The organism is Streptomyces gelaticus (genome assembly GCF_014649535.1).
GTDB lineage: Bacteria > Actinomycetota > Actinomycetes > Streptomycetales > Streptomycetaceae > Streptomyces > Streptomyces gelaticus.
Map to the genome: position 1 here is coordinate 112,165 of NZ_BMTF01000007.1, position 16,170 is coordinate 128,334.

Below are 16,170 nucleotides of genomic sequence, written 5' to 3' on the forward strand. Positions count from 1 at the left end.
GTCACTGGTTCCTTTCGAGGAGTCGTCCGGTGGGTCCGGCGACCGCGCCGTCGGCCGCGATCCGTTCGCCGCGCAGCCAGGTCGACTTCACGACGCCGTACAGGGTCTTTCCGGCGTACGCGGTGACCTGGTTGCGGTGGAAGAGTTCGGCGGGGTCGACGGTGAAGGTCTCGTCGGGGGCGAGTACCGCGAAGTCCGCGTCCCGGCCGGCCTCGACGGCGCCCTTCCGGGTCAGCCCGGCCAGTCCGGCGGGGGCGGCCGACATCCAGCGGGCGACGTCGTCGAGCGAGTGACCGCGCTTCCGGGCCTCGGTCCAGATGGCGGGCAGTCCGAGCTGGAGAGAGGAGATACCGCCCCAGGCGGAGGCGAAGTCCGGCGTCTTGAGGTCGGTGGTGCACGGCGAGTGGTCGGAGACGATGCAGTCGATCGTCCCGTCGGCCAGCCCCTCCCACAGCGTGTCCTGGTTGGCGGCCTCGCGGATCGGCGGACAGCACTTGAACTCCGTGGCGCCGTCCGGGACCTCCTCGGCGGTGAGGGTGAGGAAGTGCGGGCAGGACTCCACCGTGATCCGTACGCCTTCGCGCTTGGCGGCCGCGATCATCGGCAGGGCGTCGCCGGAGGACAGGTGCAGGACGTGGACGCGGGCGTTCAGCCGCCCGGCGTGCGCGATCAGCCCTTCGATCGCGGTGTTCTCGGCGTCGCGCGGCCGGGAGGCGAGGAAGTCGGCGTACGCGGGGCCGCTGCGCTGCGGGGCGGAGGCCAGGTGGCGCGGGTCCTCGGCGTGCACGATCAGCAGCCCGCCGAATCCGGCGATCTCCGCCATGGAGCGGGCCAGCTGCTCCTGATCGAGCTCCGGGAACTCCTCCACTCCGGAGGGCGAGAGGAAGCACTTGAAGCCGAACACCCCGGCCTCGTGCAGCGGCCGCAGGTCCTTGGCGTTGGACGGGATCGCACCGCCCCAGAAGCCGGTGTCGATGTGCGCCTTGGGGGCCGCCACCTGCTGCTTGGTGCGCAGATGGTCGACGGTGGTGGTCGGCGGGAGGGAGTTGAGCGGCATGTCGAGCAGGGTGGTGATGCCGCCCGCCGCCGCCGCGCGGGTGGCGGTGAAGAAGCCTTCCCACTCCGTGCGGCCCGGGTCGTTCACATGGACATGCGTGTCGACGAGTCCGGGCAGCAGGACGTCGTCGCCGAAGTCCTCCAGCCGGGAGCCGGAAGGCACCTCGGTGTCGTACGGCAGGACGGCGTCGATCCTCCCGTCGGCGACGGCGATTGCTGCGGGGCGCGTCCCGTCCGGGGTGACCACACGCGTCGAGCGCAGTACCAGCTTCACGTCCGCACCGGACACCCGTGCTCCTCACTTCGGATTCTCGAACACCGACGAATTCAACGAACTGTTGAAGGAGTCTTCACTCGGAATTCGGGCCCGTCAAGACCCCACCCTCCCCGCCCGGCGGCCGACGGACCACCCCGCACCCGCACGCGAAGACATCCGCAAGGTAAAAGCAAAATTCCGGAGAGCGGAACGTAAGATGGGGCCACATGTGGCCCCGCAGAACTGCCCCGTCGGCTGCCGACACCGGGACGAAGGGGCTCTGACCGGCCAGGACTCCGCACCCGGAGCAGTGCGCCGACCGGTGACCGCCCGGTAGGCTGCTGGGTGCCTCGCCGGGCGGGGCACCAGCTCTTCCGCCTCGAAAGGACCGTTGACGTGCCGCCGTCCCACGCCAGCACATCCGACTCCAAGCCCGCCGCGTCCAGCGGTGGTGTGCAGTCCCTTGAGCGTGCCTTCGATCTGCTGGAGCGGATGGCGGACGCGGGGGGTGAGGTCGGGCTGAGCGAACTCTCCGCGAGCAGCGGGCTCCCGCTGCCGACCATTCACCGCCTGATGCGCACGCTGGTGCTCTGCGGATATGTGCGCCAGCAGCCCAACCGGCGCTACGCGCTCGGCCCGCGGCTGATCCGGCTCGGCGAGTCCGCGTCCCGGCTGCTGGGCACCTGGGCCCGTCCCTGCCTCGCCCGCCTGGTCGAGGAGACCGGCGAGACCGCGAACATGGCGCTGCTCGACGGCGACGAGATCGTGTACGTGGCGCAGGTGCCGTCCAAGCACTCGATGCGCATGTTCACCGAGGTGGGCCGACGGGTGCTCCCGCACTCCACCGGGGTCGGCAAGGCGCTGCTGGCGCACACCCCTCCGGAGGAGGTGCGCGCCCTGCTCGCCCGTACCGGAATGCCGGCCGCCACCGAGAAGACGATCACCACCCCCGACGGCTTCCTCGACGCGCTGGAGCAGGTCCGCCGGGTCGGCTACGCGGTCGACGACAACGAGCAGGAGATCGGGGTCCGCTGCCTGGCGGTCTCCGTCCCGGACTCCCCCACCGCGGCGGCGATCTCGATCTCCGGTCCGGCGGGCCGGGTGACGGACGCGGCGACGGAGCGGATCGTGCCCATCCTCCAGCAGGCCGCGAAGGAACTCTCCGACGCGCTGGCGAGCAACGGCTCCGCCGGCTGAGACAGACACAGGAGGGGGTGGGTGGCCGACGCCACCCACCCCCTCCTGTCCGCTCAGACCGGTTCGGCCGCCGTCAGCCGGCCGTCGTCCATCCGGACCGCGCGGTCCACCCGGTCCAGATGGGTCCGGTCGTGGGTGACCAGCACCGTCGCCGTCGACCGCTCCCGGGTCAGCGCGACCAGCAGGTCCAGCACCGCCGCGCCCCGCTCGTGATCGAGGGCGCTGGTCGGTTCGTCGACCAGCAGCACCGCCGGGTCGTTCATCAGGGCCCGCGCGATGTTGATCCGCTGCCGCTGTCCGCCCGACAACTGGTGCGGCCTGCGCCCGGCCTGATCCGCCAGGCCGACCGCGTCCAGCAGTTCCAGCGCCCGGCCGCGGGCTCCGCGCACCGCGCCGCCCGAGAGGTGGGTCATCACCTGGAGCTGTTCGACCGCCGTGAGCGAGGGCAGCAGATTGGGCTGCTGGAAGACGATCCCGATCTGCTCGCGGCGCAGCTGCGCCTGCTGCGCACGGCCCAGGCCCATGGTCTCCGTACCGGCGACGACCACCCGGCCCTCGTCCGGGGTGACCAGGGTCGCGGCCACCGCGAGCAGGCTGGACTTGCCGGAGCCGGAGGGTCCGACGACCGCGGTGAGCGTCCCCGCGGGCACGTCCAGCGAGATCCGGTCGAGGGCGGTGAGCCGGCCGTCGCCGTCCGGGTAGGTGAGGGTGACATCGGCGAGGGTGAGGGTCATCGGGCACTCCCGAGTGCGGTGATCGGGTCGACGGCGGTGATCCGCCGGATGGACAGGGCCGCCCCGAGGGCACCGAGGACGATCATGACGGCGGCCGGGACCAGCACGGTCGCCGCGTCGAGGACGAAGGGCACGGTCCCGCCGCTGATCAGGGCGCCGAACCCGGAGGCGAGCGCGGTGCCCACGCCGGTACCGATGACGAGCATCACGACGGCCTGCCCGAGCGCGTCGCGCAGCAGGTACGGGGTGGAGGCGCCGAGCGCCTTGAGCACGGCGACGTCGCCGCTGCGCTGGATCGTCCAAACGGTGAAGAAGGCGCCGATGACCAGGGCGGAGATGGCGAAGAGGAAGCCGCGCATCATCTGGAGCGACCCGTTCTCGGCCTGGTAGGAGCCGATGGCGGTGAGCGAGTCGGCGAGGGGGAGCGTGCTGGTGCCGACCGCCTTGTCGCCCGCGCCGAGATCGGCGCCGCCGGTGGTGGTCAGGGCGATCACCGTGGCATGCCGGGCCCGGCCGTCGCCGTCGCTGCCGAAACGCTGCCAGTCGTCGAGCGAGGTCCATACGACGGGCGTGTGGCTGTACGAGGCGTCCCCCGCGACGGCGGCGACGGTGACCTCGGTCGAGCCGAGCCGCAGCCGGTCACCGGCCCCGGCCGCGAGGTCCTCGGCGGCCTGCTCGGACAGCACCACCCGCCCCGGTCCGACCCCCGCGCCCCCGGTGGGCGCGAGGCCTCCGTCGGGCTCCACCCCGAACGCCGACACCGCGGCGGTGTGCCCGCCCCGTTCAGCGGCGGCGTTGAGCGTACGGATACCGAGCGGTTCAGCACTGCTCACACCCGGCCGCTCCGCCCAGCTCCGCCAGGCGCTCTCCTCGACGACCGAGTCGGTGAAGGACACCGACTTGCCGTCGGGCGGGGCGGCGAAGGCCAGGTGGTCGGCGTTCAGCCCGGTGACGGCCGAGGTGTTCTCCCGGGCCAGACCGGCGGTGAGCCCGGACAACAGACCCACGAGCAGCGTGATCAGCACCACGACCGAGCCCATGAGCGCGAACCGGCCCTTGGCGAACCGGAGATCTCTCCATGCGACGAACATGCCTCCAGCTTCACCGCCGCGGGCGCCGGAAACATCGCTCGGCGGTGGGGCCCGGCATCAACCTTTTGATTGACCGGCCACCCCAGTCCCGTTGTTTACGCTGGACGAATCATGGATACCCGCGCCCACCCCCCGGTCACCTCCGCGCTGCGGCTGTGCCTGCACGCGCTGCTGGTCGGGCTCATCGCCCTCGCGGCGGTACGGGCCGTCGCCGACAACACGCACCCCAGGGCCGTCGTCGTGGTCAGCTGTGTGATGGCCGCCCTGTACGCGGCGGGTGCGCTCGCCCCCGCCGTACAGCCGCGCACCCGCGCCGCCGCCCTGTGGCTGGCGGCGCTGGGCGCCGTGTGGCTGGCGCTGCTCGTCCTGTCGCCGGACAGCCTGTGGGTGGCCTTCCCGCTCTACTTCCTGCAACTGCATCTGCTGCCGACGCGCTGGGCCCTGCCGGCCGTCGCCGCCACCGCCCTCGCCGCCATCTGGGGCTTCGTGGTGCACGGCCAGGCCGTCAACCCGGGCACCTTCATCGGGCCGCTGCTCGGGGCGGCGGTCGCGGTCGCGACGGTCCTCGGGTACGAGGCACTGTTCCGGGAGAGCGAGCGGCGCCGGGAGCTCATCGAGGAGCTGATGTCGACCCGGGCGGAGCTGGCCGAGGCGGAGCGCACCGCGGGCACCCTGGCCGAACGCGAGCGGCTGGCCCGCGAGATCCACGACACGCTGGCGCAGGGCCTGTCCAGCATCCAGCTGCTGCTGCGCGCCGCAGAACGCACCCTGGACGACGACGCCCCCGCCACCGCGCACGTGCGCCGGGCCCGCGAGGCCGCCCAGGACAATCTCGCCGAGGCCCGCCGCTTCGTACGCGCCCTGTCGCCGCCGGACCTGGAGAACGGCTCCCTGGCAGCCGCCCTGGAGCGCCTCTCGTCCCGCACGACCGGCCCCGGCCTCACGGTGCAGTTCGCGGTGAGCGGCACGCCGGTGGAGCTGCCCACGCCGTACGAGGTGGCGCTGCTGCGCACCGCCCAGTCGGCGCTGGCCAACACCGTGCGGCACGCCGGGGCCCGGCGCGCGGAGATCACCCTCAGCTTCATGGACACCTCGGTGTCGCTGGACGTGGTCGACGACGGGCGGGGGTTCTCCCCGGGCGCCGGCCCGACCGTCGCCGACCGGGACACCGGGGGCTTCGGACTGCCCGCGATGCGTGCACGGGCCCGTTCACTGGGCGGCACCCTCAGCGTCGAGTCGGCCCCCGGTCAGGGCGCCGCCGTCGCCCTCACTCTTCCCCTCCCGATCCCCGACGGCCGGACAGGACAGGACGCCGCATGACCACTCCCGCCGACACCCCCATCAGGCTGCTGCTCGCCGACGACCATCCAGTGGTACGGGCGGGGCTGCGGGCCGTGCTCGACTCCGAACCCGGCTTCCGGGTCGTCGCCGAGGCGGCCACCGCCGAGCGGGCCGTCGCGCTCGCCGCGACCGGCGGCTTCGACGTCGTCCTGATGGACCTGCAGTTCGGCGCGGGCATGCACGGCTCGCAGGCCACCGCCGCCATCACGGCACAGCCGGACGCGCCCCGGGTCCTGATCCTCACCACGTACGACTCGGACGCCGACATCCTGGCCGCGGTCGAGGCCGGCGCCGCAGGCTATCTACTGAAGGACGCCCCACCGGAGGAGCTGGCGGCGGCGGTACGCACGGCCGCGGCCGGCCGCTCGGCGCTCGCGCCGGCCGTCGCCCACCGGCTGATGGACCGCATGCGGACCCCCGCGGAGGCCCTGACCAAGCGCGAGCTGGAGGTCCTGCAACTGGTCGGCGAGGGGCTGTCGAACCTCCAGATCAGCAAGCAGCTCTTCCTCAGCCAGGCGACCGTGAAGTCCCACCTGGTGCACATCTACGCCAAGCTCGGCGTGGACTCGCGCACCTCGGCGGTCGCGGCGGCGACGGCCCGCAGGCTGATCCGCCGCTGAGTCCGTCCGCCGCCCTGCCGGTCAGCCGCGCGGCGGCTCACCGAAGAGGTCGACGGCGACCCGTACGTCCCGGAGCGCGGAGGCCAGGGCGCTCACCGAGCCGATCGCCCCCGCGATCAGCAGCAGCGAACGGCGCAGCCGCGGAATCTCGGGCACACCGCCCGACGCCATCGCGTCCAGTGCGGCCAGTTCGTCCTCGGCGATCCCCCGGTCCGGGAATTCGCCCGGATGCCCCGCCAGCTCGCGGCGGAGCCGGGAGACGGCTGTACGCAGCTCGGTCACCCTCGGGTCCTCACCGCTGCCGGTCACTCGCGTCTGCCCCACGCTTCGCAACAAAGCACTCCCCCTCGCACATCCATGTGCCAGTGTTCCGACCGGTCCCCACACCGTGGTCAAGTGTCCGGGCGTGCGCGCAAGTTAACGCCATGACAGGTGTCGAGCGCCACTCTGCGGACAGGATTCGGGGTCTCCCGTAAGGGTGATCTGCATGGAGCCCGGTGGACGCCGCCGCTCGCGCCCTTCTCCGCTTGCTCTCGCGAAGGGTGCGCTTCCGGGGCTGCCGGGGTATCCAGACCGCATGACTGCGACAACACCGAGCCCTCGGGTCGCCGGACTGCTGCTCGCCGCGGGCGGCGGGCGGCGGCTCGGGGGTCGCCCCAAGGCGCTGCTCGAACACCACGGCCGGCCCCTGGTCGAACACGCGGTGCGGGTGCTGCGGGACGGCGGCTGCGGCCCCGTCCATGTGGTCCTGGGCGCCGCCGCGGACGAGGTCCGGGCCCGCGCCGACCTCGGCGGCTGCACGGTGACCGTCAACCCCGACTGGACCGGGGGCATGGGCTCCTCGCTGCGCGCGGGGCTCGGGGCGCTGGCCGGCACGGGGGCGGACGCGGCGCTCGTCCTCCTGGTCGACCAGCCCGGGATCGGCGCGGAGGCGGTGGCACGGGTGCGTTCGGCGTACCGCTCCCGGACCGGGATCGCGGCTGCCGCGTACGGCGGGGAACGCGGCCATCCGGTGCTGTTCGGGGCCGGTCTGTGGGCGGAGATCGCGGCGGGGGCGGTGGGCGACCGGGGCGCCCGCGCCTATCTGCGGGCGCACCGCGATGCGATCACGCTCGTCGAGTGTTCCGATGTGGCTCAGGCGTACGACATCGACACCGTGGAGGACCTGAAACACCTCGGGTGACCGGGCCGGCGCACCGCGCCGACAGCGTGCCGGTTCTGTCGACCCGGAGAATGTCGACATCAACAAACCATTGAACTTCCACCATGAGGAAACTACTATCCATCGATCAGAAGCCCTCCGCGCCCCGGACGGCGTCCGCACCCGTATCCCGGAGCCCTGGCACGCCGCGCCATTTCAGGCGGCCCGGCGGCCGTGGGACGCCGCCCCGCACCGCCCGCCGAAGGAGTGACAGCTCATGTCCGCACCAGCGCCGTCCCCGCTGGCCATCGTCGATGCCGAGCCCCTGCCCCGGCAGGACGAGGTCTTGACCGACGCGGCCCTCGCGTTCGTGGCCGAGCTGCACCGGCGGTTCACCCCCCGCCGTGACGAGCTCCTCGCCCGCCGCGCCGAGCGCCGCGCCGAGATCGCCCGTACGTCCACGCTGGACTTCCTGCCCGAGACGGCGGCGATCCGCGCGGACGATTCCTGGAAGGTCGCCCCGGCCCCGGCCGCGCTGAACGACCGCCGGGTGGAGATCACCGGGCCGACCGACCGCAAGATGACCATCAACGCCCTGAACTCGGGCGCGAAGGTCTGGCTCGCCGACTTCGAGGACGCGTCCGCCCCCACATGGGAGAACGTCGTCCTCGGCCAGCTCAACCTGATCGACGCGTACACCCGCGACATCGACTTCACGGACCCCCGGTCCGGCAAGTCGTACGCCCTGAAGCCCGCCGAGGAGCTCGCCACGGTCGTCACCCGCCCCCGCGGCTGGCATCTGAACGAGCGTCACCTCCAGCTCGACGGCACCCCGGTGCCCGGCGCGCTGGTCGACTTCGGCCTCTACTTCTTCCACAACGCCCAGCGCCTCATCGACCTCGGCAAGGGCCCGTACTTCTACCTCCCGAAGACGGAGTCGCACCTGGAGGCCCGCCTCTGGAACGACATCTTCGTCTTCGCCCAGGACTACGTCGGCATCCCGCGGGGAACGGTCCGCGCGACCGTCCTGATCGAGACGATCACCGCCGCGTACGAGATGGAGGAGATCCTCTACGAGCTCCGCGAGCACGCCTCCGGACTGAACGCGGGTCGCTGGGACTACCTCTTCTCCATCGTCAAGAACTTCCGTGACGGCGGCTCCGAGTTCGTCCTGCCGGACCGCAACGCGGTGACGATGACCGCCCCGTTCATGCGGGCGTACACCGAACTCCTGGTCCGCACCTGCCACAAGCGCGGCGCGCACGCCATCGGCGGCATGGCCGCCTTCATCCCGTCCCGTCGCGATGCCGAGGTCAACAAGGTCGCCTTCGAGAAGGTCAAGGCCGACAAGGACCGCGAGGCCCACGACGGCTTCGACGGCTCCTGGGTCGCCCACCCTGACCTGGTCCCGATCGCCATGGCCTCCTTCGATGCGGTCCTCGGCGAGAAGCCGAACCAGAAGGAGCGCCTGCGCGAAGACGTCTCGGTGGCCGCCGGCGACCTGATCGCCATCGACACCCTGGACGCCAAGCCCACCTATGAGGGCCTGCGCAACGCGGTCGCGGTCGGCATCCGCTACATCGAGGCCTGGCTGCGCGGCATGGGCGCGGTCGCCATCTTCGACCTGATGGAGGACGCGGCCACCGCGGAGATCTCCCGCTCGCAGATCTGGCAGTGGATCAACGCGGACGTGGTCTTCGAGAACGGCCGGCACGCCACGGCCGAGCTGGCCCGCGCGGTCGCCGCCGAGGAACTGGCCGCGATCCGTGCCGAGATCGGTGACGAGGCGTTCACCGCCGGCAAGTGGCAGCAGGCCCACGACCTCCTGCTCCAGGTCTCCCTGGACCAGGACTACACGGACTTCCTGACGCTGCCCGCGTACGAGCAGCTGGGCTGACTCTCGTACCGCTCGGGCCGCCATGCTTCGAGCCTCCGGCATCGCACGGCGCCGGGGGCTCAGGCATGCGGTCGTCAGGCGGTCGCCGCCTCCATGTCCGCCTTGATGGCCGACTCGTCCAGCGAGGCGAGTACGGCCCCGGGGTCGCCGCCCTTCATCACCGCCTGGCCCACATCGGTGCGGATCGCGCCCCTGACGGCGGGCCAGGACCGCATGTTGACCGGTGCGAAATGCGCGTCCGCCAACTGCTCGACGAACGCCGACAGCGGCTGCTCGGAGGGGCTCCCGACCGCCGCGTCGGAGGCGGAGTACGTCACGGGAAGCGCGGACTGGCTGCCTCCGTAGGCCAGGGCGGACTTCTTGCCTTAGAGGAACGAGAGGAACGCTCCGCACTCCTTGCGGTGGCCGCCCCGCCGGAACGCCATCAGCCAGTCGCTCAGCCCCAGCGGAGGGGCGGCTCCGCCGTCCTTCCTGGGGAACGCGGCGTGCGCGTAAGGGACTTCGGCCTGGTCCGCCGCGCCCATCAGCAAGGGGTGGGCGATCAGCATCCCGATCTCGCCCCGCAGGAACTGCGCGTACGCGTCGGTCCTGTTGAGCTTCGCGGGGTCGGCGCCGGCCAGCCCTTCGGCGACGAACTCGTCGCGCAGCCAGGTCAGGGCCTCGGTGTTGGCGGACGTCGCGAAGTCGTACTCCGCGAGCTCCCCCGTGTAGCCGCCGCCCGCCGCGAGCAGCCAGGACAGGGCCTCGTCGTCGGCTGCCTCGGGGCCGAACTGGAGCCCGTACGGTGTCTTCACGCCGATCGCCTTCAGCGCCCGGGCGGCCGCGCGCAGCTGGTCCCACGACCTGGGGGCACCGCTGACGCGCGCCCGCCGGAAGAGCTCTTTGTTGTAGAAGAGCCGGGGCGTGCTGGCCAGGAACGGATGCCGTAGGTGGCGTCGTCGACCGTGCCCGCCTCGACGAAGGTCCGGATGAAGTCGGCCTGGGTGACGATGTCGAACAGCTGGGTCATGTTGTAGAGCCGGCCGTCCTCGGCATAGGGCGCGAAGACGTTCGACTGCGCGATGTCGGGCGCCCGGCCCTCTTCGACCCGCCGGGCCAGCGTCTTGTCGATCCTGTCGTACGGGACCCGTTCCAGGTCGATCCTGATGCCGGAGTGCTGCTTCTCGAAGGCGGATACGACGCTGTCCCACTGGTCGCCGAGCGAGGCGCCCACGCTCTTGTCGTAACTGGCCACGAGGAGATCGAGCTTCACGTCCTTGTGCGACGCACAGCCGGTGAGCCCGAACGCGGCCGTGGTGCCGGCGAGGCCGGCCGTCTGAAGGAGGAACTGGGGGCTGAGGAACATCCGTGTCAGATCGTGCGCTAAGCCCTCGTCGTCCCTGGTAGGTGGCGGACCGTCGTCGACCATGGGACAGGTCTGAAGTGGTCCCCCAGATAACACCCCAATATCTGCGGTAACTTGATCCGTCACCTGCGGTGACGTTCTCCGGCCGCTCGTGAAGCTGCCCCGTTATCTGCGGCAAGGGGGAAATGGTGCCGATGGTCCCGCCGCCGGGGCCAGGCCCGCGAGGACTTCGTGCTGGAGACCGTCTACTGGGACGTCGGCACCGCTCGGCTTCTGCCCCGGCTGCTCAGGGGCCGCACCCGTGGGCCGGTGTTCGTCACCCACCGCCGCCCTGGACCGGGAAAGGTCGTCAGCCCCCGTGACCTCTGCCCGGACACCGGCTTCGCACGGCTGTCGTACGGGCAGGCCCGAGCCTTGCTGGACGAGCACACCGCGGTACGCGGCCCCGGGACGGGCTGGGACCTGCACGAGTAGCGCCACTCCTCCCTGACTCACCTTGGCGAGGCCGGGACAAGCCTGCTGATGCTGATGGCGAAGTCCCGGCACAAGAAACCGGAGAACGTCCGCCGCTACTTCAAGCCCTCCCCGGAGACCATCGCCGAGCTGACCAGCCTGCTCGCCCCCGGCGATGCACGCAGGTGAGACACCTGTGCAGTGTTCGACCCCGCCTCATACCGCTGCGGGACTGCTCGCATCGGGCGTCCTGGTGGTATCAGGCAGGCGAGGTCAAAGACGTCGCCGTGGGCGCCGCCCAGCGTGGGTCGCGGCCGGAGGCAGCCAGGGCACGATCGAGAAGCGATGCGGTAGCGGGCACTGGCGCCGGAGCTGCGAAGCCTCCGTACTGGCGGTAGACCTCGGCGTGTTCCTCGACCACACCGAGAATCATCTGAGCAAGATCGTCCTGGACTTCGAGCTGCTGACCGGTGGCCTGGGCGACGTCCCAGCCGTGCACCACCATTTCCTTGATCACCATCTGTGCGACTGTTACCGCCGGCATGGCCATCCCGCCTAGATCCACCTCTCCTTCCCACACGGCTGGCTCGGCCCATGCCGCTACGGCCCGGTCCAGCTGGTCCGCATAGGCATCGGCCCAGGCAGGGGCGGCGGTGAAGTCACAGGCGATCAGTTCCTGCGGCAGTGCCTCCCGACGCGCCCGATGCTCAAGACCATGGGCGGTGTAGAGCACCCAGTGGTTGATCAAAGCCCGGGTGTCGAAATCTGCGCAGGGGGTGGGCCCGTCCAGGTGTTCCTTTCGGACGCCGCGGGCGATGCGTGCTGCTTCCGCCGCAGCGCGAGTCATGAGGGGGTGAAGTGCGTGACCGTTCATGCGGCGATCGTGGATCGGTTGCAGGGCCGGAGTATTGAACAAACGCGACAGCTAGTCTGAGGGGTGTGACCTCCCCGGATCTCGGACGTGGGGTGCTTCACCCCAGCCAGGCGGCAGCCGTGTTCAGCCTGTCCCGGCATGATCCAAGCCTGGAATTGGCGCGCTTCGTAGAGTTCTACTGGCTGGTGCGCTGGGACCGGCGCGGCCAGCCCGCCCATGAGCAGAAGGTGCTCGCTCATCCCAATGTGCATCTGGTCTTCGAGGACCCAAGGGCCCATGTGTACGGGGTTGACCGGTCGCTATTCGTACGTCGGCTGGAAGGGCCGGGCACGTGCTGGGGGTGAAGTTCCGCTCGGGCGGCTTCCGACCGTTTATCGGCCGGCCGGTGGCCGAACTCGCTGACCGGGTCGTACCAGCCGCCGAAATGTTCGGTCCCGACGCGAATCGGATCAACCAAGCAGTGCTTCACGACTCCGACGACCTGGCTCTCACCTCCCACGTGGAATCCTTCCTGCTCGCCCGGCTCCCCGAGCCCGACCCTGTGGCCGAAGAGGTCGCCGCGATGGTGGAGTACGTCACCGCCGACTCCGGCCTACGCAGGGTTGACCAGCTAGCGGAGGAATTCGGTGTCACTGTGCGCCGCCTACAGCGCCTGTTCCACGAGTACGTCGGCGCCAGTCCCAAGTGGGTCCTGCGCCGTGCCCGGCTGCACGAAGCCGCTCAGCGTGCAGACCGGGGCACGAACATCGACTGGGCAGCTCTCGCCGCCGGACTCGGCTATGCCGACCAAGCACACTTCACCCGTGACTTCACAGCGGCTGTAGGCATCTCACCCGGGCGCTACGCCGAAAAGGGGCTGTAGTGTGAGCCCGCTTCGTACTTGATGCGTACATTACGCCTCGTCGGATGCTGTCCCGCGACGGCCGCCCCACCCCGCTCGGCGACGCGATCGCGTACTACGGGCGGATCGCCAAGACCCTGCACTGGCGGAGCGCTGCCTGACCTCGGCGGAAGGCGCGCTGCGGGGCGCCTGATCCCGGACGCCGCAGGACCGGTTCGCGGGGCCCGGCAAGGCCCCGCGAACCGGTCCGGCCGTCGTCCCCGGGCCCGCCGCTCAGGCCGGTGTCCGTGCGTTCATCAGGGCGCCCTCCGGACAAGGGCCACCTGCCAACTCCCGGGCCGCCGACCACCACACCGCCCGAGCCCACCCCTCGCGGGCCCGTCAGCTGCCGAGGACGACCGTGCGCTGGGCCGAGAAGTCACCCCATTTCCCGTCGGGCAGCTTGGCGCGGATCTTCATCGAGTAGCGAGTGCCGCGCGGGTCGTCGACGGTGAGGCGGTAGCTCGCCCGGCCTGCGGGCGGGGTGGCGCCCCACACGATGGTGGTGGTCAGCCGGCCGCCGACGAAGAGCTGGTACGCGGGGATCTCGCCGCCCGTCTCGGGCTGCTTCCAGTCCAGGTCGATGGCGTACTCCTTGCCCTGGACGCGGTTGCTGATCCGCAGGTCGGTGGGGGCGGTGCTCGCCGCTGCGCCCGGGGCGGAGGCGGTGGTGAGGTCGATGGCGTTGCTGTCCGGCGAGGAGGTGTCGGCGGCGTCACGCGCGCGGACGGTGAAGGTGTAGACGGTGCCGGGGCGCAGTCCGGTCAGATGCGCCGTGGTCCGGGTGCCGGGCACGCTGTGGATCCGGGAGTCCTCCTGGTAGATGTCGTAGGAGGTGACGCCGATGTCGTCCGTCGAGCCTCCCCAGGAGAGGTTCACCGCCCGGCTGCCGTCCACCGCGCCGCGCAGCCTCACCGGGCGGGTCGGCGCCTCGTGGTCGGCGGGGGTCGGCGCGGGTGTGCTCACGCTCACGGCGGCGCTCGGCGCGGAGAGGTTCCCGGCGGCGTCGCGGGCGCGGACGGTGAAGGTGTAGACGGTCGACGCGGTCAGCCCCCCGACGTCGGCCATCACCTTGGCCGCCGGGACCGACCGGACCCGCTTCCCCTCGCGGTAGATCTCGTACCCGGTGACCGACCTGTCGTCGGAGGACCGCTCCCACATGACGTGCACGGAAGTGGCGCTGCTCGCCTGCGCCGTCACACGGCCGGGCACCGTCGGCTTGCGGGTGTCGGCCTCGGGCCCGGAGTCACAGGCGGAGAGCACGGCGACGAGCAGGGCGGCGGGACAGGCCAACGCGGCGGTTGCGTGGGGGCGTTGCACGGTCGTGCCTTCCATCCGGCAGCAATGGTCCAGACCTGTATCGCATGGTGCGGGGGTCGCCGACAAGGGGGTGGAGCGGAACCTTGCGCAATGTGCCGATGTGTGTCGACAGTTCGTCGGCGAGGGTCCGATGCTCCGATGTGCCGTACGGCCGGGGATGTTGTGCATACGAGGTGTGGTGCTGCCGGAGCGCGAGGAACGCACGTTCCGGATCGACGGCGAGGTGCTCCGCGCAGGCGCTCCGCCCGGCGGGCTCTCGGGCCGGGACACGGAGATGGTCGTCGACGGCGGCTGGCTGCTGCCCGGACTCGTCGACGTGCACACCCACCCTGGCGCGTCGGCGCCGGATGCGCCGTTCGACGAGGAACTGCTGCGCAGGCAGTTGGGCGAGCACCGGGACGCCGGGGTGCTCGCGGTACGCACTCCCGGCACCGCGCAGCGGATGCCCGCGTGGGTGGCCGAGGACCCGGAACTGCCGCATGTGACGTCGGCGGGACGGTGGCTGGCGACACCGGGCCGGTTCTTCCCCGGTTTCGGACGCGACGTGAGCGAGGCCGAGTTGGCGCGGGCGGCCGTGGAGGAGGCGACCGCCTCGGGCGGTTGGTGCAAGGTCGTCGGTGACTGGGCCGCCGACGAACCCGCCCTGCCGCTGCCGCTGCTGACCTCGGTGGTGGCGGCGGTGCACGCGGCGGGCGGCAAGGTGGCGGTGCACTGCCAGACCGCCGAGGGCACCCGAAATGCCGTACTGGCGGGCGCCGACAGCCTGGAGCACGGCATGCATCTGGACCCGGCCCTGCTGGACCGGATGGCCGCGCAGGGCACGGCGTTCGTGCCGACACTGAGCGTCTTCGGCGCGAAGGCGGGCGCGATGCGGGCACGGGAACCGGGTGTGCGCCGTGATCTGTGGCTGGCCGGCTGGGACACCATGCTCGACCATGTGCGCGCCGCCCACGAGGCGGGGGTGACGGTCCTGGCGGGGACGGATTCCTTCCCTTGCGGGACCGTCGCGGGCGAGATGGAATGGCTGGTACGGGCCGGTCTGCCGGCCCACGCGGCACTCGGCGCCGCGTCCTGGACGGCACGGGCCTGGCTCGGGCTGCCTGGCCTCGTCGACGGCGCGCCCGCCGATGTCGTCGCGTACGCCACCGACCCGACCCTGGACCCGGGAGCGCTGAATCACCCGAGCCGGATCGTGCTCCGGGGACGCGTCGTGCGGTGAGCGACGCGCGCGGCGGGACATGGGCGCGACCGGCGATGAGTTCGGGGTGCGGGAGGAGTCAGCACTGTATGGACACACACACGGGAACCACCCCCACGATCGATCTCGAACCCGCGGCGCGGCAGATCGCCGGTCTGCTCGACAGCATCGACGAGCAGCAGCTGGACGGTCCGACGCCCTGCCCCAACTATGCGGTACGCGAGCTGCTCGCCCATGTGGTCGGGCTGAGCACGGCGTTCCGCGACGCGGCGCGCAAGGAGTTCGGCCCGACGACGGACACCGCTCCGGACGCGAAGCGGCCGGTCCTTCCCGACGACTGGCGCGAAGCGCTGCCGCCGCTGCTGGAAGAGCTGGTGACGGCCTGGCGCGATCCTGCCGCCCGGCAGGGGATGACCAGGGCGGGTGGCGTGGATCTGCCGGCTGAGGTGGCGTTGGTGGTCGCGCTGGACGAGCTGGTGATCCACGGCTGGGACCTGGCCCGCGCGACCGGCCGGCGGTACGACGGGGACGAGGCGAGCCTGCGCGCCTCGCTGGCCATGCTGACGCCCAGTGAGGACAGCCCCCGGCCGGAGAGCATCTTCGGCCCGCCGGTTCCGGTGCCGGCCGACGCGCCCCTCGTCGACCGGGCCGTCGCGATGAGCGGCCGCCGTCCGGACTGGAAGCCGGGCGACTGAGCTGAGCCATGCGCACGGAACGGCGGTGAGGTGATGAGGCGCTGAGCCCTGCGCATGACTCGGCGGGCGGCC

17 protein-coding genes and 2 pseudogenes are annotated in these 16,170 nt (G+C 71.6%); 10 read left to right on the forward strand and 9 right to left on the reverse strand.

Translation table 11 applies throughout. From position 1 onward, the window contains the following. Position 1 precedes the first annotated feature (1 nt). Positions 2-1,345: an allantoinase AllB gene (gene allB, locus IE107_RS12790; protein ID WP_189543863.1), complete on the reverse strand. Its 1,344-nt coding sequence runs from the start codon at positions 1,343-1,345 to the stop codon at positions 2-4. 363 nt (positions 1,346-1,708) lie between these two features. On the opposite strand from allB, the gene IE107_RS12795 reads away from it, so the two are divergent. Beyond that, the gene (locus tag IE107_RS12795) at positions 1,709-2,509 is read left to right on the forward strand and encodes an IclR family transcriptional regulator (RefSeq protein WP_189543864.1); all 801 of its coding nucleotides are present in this window, start codon (positions 1,709-1,711) and stop codon (positions 2,507-2,509) included. Positions 2,510-2,562: 53 nt separating this feature from the next. Here the strand turns inward: IE107_RS12795 and IE107_RS12800 are convergent, their stop codons facing one another. Together IE107_RS12800 and IE107_RS12805 are read right to left on the reverse strand one after the other, a co-directional pair. Next, positions 2,563-3,243 (reverse strand): ABC transporter ATP-binding protein, encoded by a 681-nt coding sequence (locus IE107_RS12800; protein WP_189543865.1) that lies wholly within the window; start codon positions 3,241-3,243, stop codon positions 2,563-2,565. Beyond that, a complete protein-coding gene (locus tag IE107_RS12805; protein WP_189543866.1) occupies positions 3,240-4,334 on the reverse strand; it encodes an ABC transporter permease in 1,095 nt (364 codons plus the stop codon). Before IE107_RS12805 ends, IE107_RS12800 begins: the two co-directional genes overlap by 4 nt. A 111-nt stretch (positions 4,335-4,445) precedes the next feature. Between IE107_RS12805 and IE107_RS12810 the strand changes: the two genes are divergently transcribed. Continuing rightward, positions 4,446-5,654 (forward strand): sensor histidine kinase, encoded by a 1,209-nt coding sequence (locus tag IE107_RS12810; RefSeq protein ID WP_189543867.1) that lies wholly within the window; start codon positions 4,446-4,448, stop codon positions 5,652-5,654. Then, positions 5,651-6,295, forward strand: coding sequence for a response regulator (locus tag IE107_RS12815; protein WP_189543868.1), 645 nt, complete (start codon positions 5,651-5,653; stop codon positions 6,293-6,295). The genes IE107_RS12810 and IE107_RS12815 overlap by 4 nt, the downstream gene beginning before the upstream one ends. Before the next feature lie 21 nt (positions 6,296-6,316). Here IE107_RS12815 and IE107_RS12820 read toward each other — a convergent pair whose 3' ends face one another. Then, positions 6,317-6,619 (reverse strand): DUF5955 family protein, encoded by a 303-nt coding sequence (locus IE107_RS12820; protein WP_189543869.1) that lies wholly within the window; start codon positions 6,617-6,619, stop codon positions 6,317-6,319. A 253-nt stretch (positions 6,620-6,872) separates the two neighbouring features. Between IE107_RS12820 and IE107_RS12825 the strand changes: the two genes are divergently transcribed. Further along, the gene (locus IE107_RS12825; protein WP_189543870.1) at positions 6,873-7,478 is read left to right on the forward strand and encodes a nucleotidyltransferase family protein; all 606 of its coding nucleotides are present in this window, start codon (positions 6,873-6,875) and stop codon (positions 7,476-7,478) included. 235 nt (positions 7,479-7,713) lie between these two features. After that, positions 7,714-9,333, forward strand: a complete 1,620-nt coding sequence (gene aceB, locus IE107_RS12830; RefSeq protein WP_189543871.1) for a malate synthase A — start codon at positions 7,714-7,716, stop codon at positions 9,331-9,333. 74 nt (positions 9,334-9,407) lie between these two features. Here aceB and IE107_RS34835 read toward each other — a convergent pair whose 3' ends face one another. The 3 genes from IE107_RS34835 to IE107_RS35725 are packed head-to-tail and all read right to left on the reverse strand — an operon-like array spanning position 9,408 to position 10,678. Further along, positions 9,408-9,650, reverse strand: a complete 243-nt coding sequence (locus tag IE107_RS34835) for a hypothetical protein (RefSeq protein ID WP_229866869.1) — start codon at positions 9,648-9,650, stop codon at positions 9,408-9,410. Positions 9,651-9,698: 48 nt separating this feature from the next. Next, on the reverse strand, positions 9,699-10,247 hold the full coding sequence (locus tag IE107_RS35720) for an extracellular solute-binding protein (protein WP_268246593.1): 549 nt from the start codon (positions 10,245-10,247) through the stop codon (positions 9,699-9,701). Further along, on the reverse strand, positions 10,139-10,678 hold the full coding sequence (locus tag IE107_RS35725) for an extracellular solute-binding protein (protein ID WP_268246588.1): 540 nt from the start codon (positions 10,676-10,678) through the stop codon (positions 10,139-10,141). Before IE107_RS35725 ends, IE107_RS35720 begins: the two co-directional genes overlap by 109 nt. Before the next feature lie 198 nt (positions 10,679-10,876). On the opposite strand from IE107_RS35725, the pseudogene IE107_RS12840 reads away from it, so the two are divergent. Next, positions 10,877-11,320: pseudogene (locus tag IE107_RS12840) on the forward strand (site-specific integrase); the annotation flags it as partial. 70 nt (positions 11,321-11,390) lie between these two features. On the opposite strand, the gene IE107_RS12845 reads toward IE107_RS12840, so the two are convergent. Then, positions 11,391-12,005 (reverse strand): TIGR03086 family metal-binding protein, encoded by a 615-nt coding sequence (locus IE107_RS12845; protein ID WP_189543872.1) that lies wholly within the window; start codon positions 12,003-12,005, stop codon positions 11,391-11,393. Positions 12,006-12,190: 185 nt separating this feature from the next. Between IE107_RS12845 and IE107_RS34840 the strand changes: the two are divergent. Then, positions 12,191-12,360 (forward strand): annotated as a pseudogene (locus IE107_RS34840) (DUF6597 domain-containing transcriptional factor); the annotation flags it as partial. 207 nt (positions 12,361-12,567) lie between these two features. Then, positions 12,568-12,867 (forward strand): helix-turn-helix domain-containing protein, encoded by a 300-nt coding sequence (locus tag IE107_RS36090; RefSeq protein WP_373302443.1) that lies wholly within the window; start codon positions 12,568-12,570, stop codon positions 12,865-12,867. A gap of 360 nt (positions 12,868-13,227) precedes the next feature. Here the strand turns inward: IE107_RS36090 and IE107_RS12855 are convergent, their stop codons facing one another. Continuing rightward, a complete protein-coding gene (locus tag IE107_RS12855) occupies positions 13,228-14,220 on the reverse strand; it encodes a fibronectin type III domain-containing protein (protein ID WP_189543873.1) in 993 nt (330 codons plus the stop codon). A 142-nt stretch (positions 14,221-14,362) separates the two neighbouring features. Between IE107_RS12855 and IE107_RS12860 the strand changes: the two genes are divergently transcribed. Further along, positions 14,363-15,424, forward strand: coding sequence for an amidohydrolase family protein (locus IE107_RS12860; RefSeq protein WP_189543874.1), 1,062 nt, complete (start codon positions 14,363-14,365; stop codon positions 15,422-15,424). A gap of 68 nt (positions 15,425-15,492) precedes the next feature. Beyond that, positions 15,493-16,098 (forward strand): TIGR03086 family metal-binding protein, encoded by a 606-nt coding sequence (locus IE107_RS12865; protein WP_189543875.1) that lies wholly within the window; start codon positions 15,493-15,495, stop codon positions 16,096-16,098. Positions 16,099-16,170: the final 72 nt, after the last annotated feature.

What these genes read in the sequence shown, in the direction of transcription:
- IE107_RS12815 (WP_189543868.1), top strand. Translation starts at nt 5,651, where the DNA reads ATGACCACTCCCGCCGACACCCCCATCAGGCTGCTGCTCGCCGACGAC.
- IE107_RS12855 (WP_189543873.1), bottom strand. Translation starts at nt 14,220, where the DNA reads ATGGAAGGCACGACCGTGCAACGCCCCCACGCAACCGCCGCGTTGGCC.
- IE107_RS12860 (WP_189543874.1), top strand. Translation starts at nt 14,363, where the DNA reads ATGTTGTGCATACGAGGTGTGGTGCTGCCGGAGCGCGAGGAACGCACG.
- IE107_RS12800 (WP_189543865.1), bottom strand. Translation starts at nt 3,243, where the DNA reads ATGACCCTCACCCTCGCCGATGTCACCCTCACCTACCCGGACGGCGAC.
- IE107_RS35725 (WP_268246588.1), bottom strand. Translation starts at nt 10,678, where the DNA reads ATGTTCCTCAGCCCCCAGTTCCTCCTTCAGACGGCCGGCCTCGCCGGC.
- IE107_RS12805 (WP_189543866.1), bottom strand. Translation starts at nt 4,334, where the DNA reads ATGTTCGTCGCATGGAGAGATCTCCGGTTCGCCAAGGGCCGGTTCGCG.
- IE107_RS12825 (WP_189543870.1), top strand. Translation starts at nt 6,873, where the DNA reads ATGACTGCGACAACACCGAGCCCTCGGGTCGCCGGACTGCTGCTCGCC.
- IE107_RS36090 (WP_373302443.1), top strand. Translation starts at nt 12,568, where the DNA reads ATGGTGGAGTACGTCACCGCCGACTCCGGCCTACGCAGGGTTGACCAG.
- IE107_RS12845 (WP_189543872.1), bottom strand. Translation starts at nt 12,005, where the DNA reads ATGAACGGTCACGCACTTCACCCCCTCATGACTCGCGCTGCGGCGGAA.
- IE107_RS12810 (WP_189543867.1), top strand. Translation starts at nt 4,446, where the DNA reads ATGGATACCCGCGCCCACCCCCCGGTCACCTCCGCGCTGCGGCTGTGC.
- IE107_RS12865 (WP_189543875.1), top strand. Translation starts at nt 15,493, where the DNA reads ATGGACACACACACGGGAACCACCCCCACGATCGATCTCGAACCCGCG.
- aceB (WP_189543871.1), top strand. Translation starts at nt 7,714, where the DNA reads ATGTCCGCACCAGCGCCGTCCCCGCTGGCCATCGTCGATGCCGAGCCC.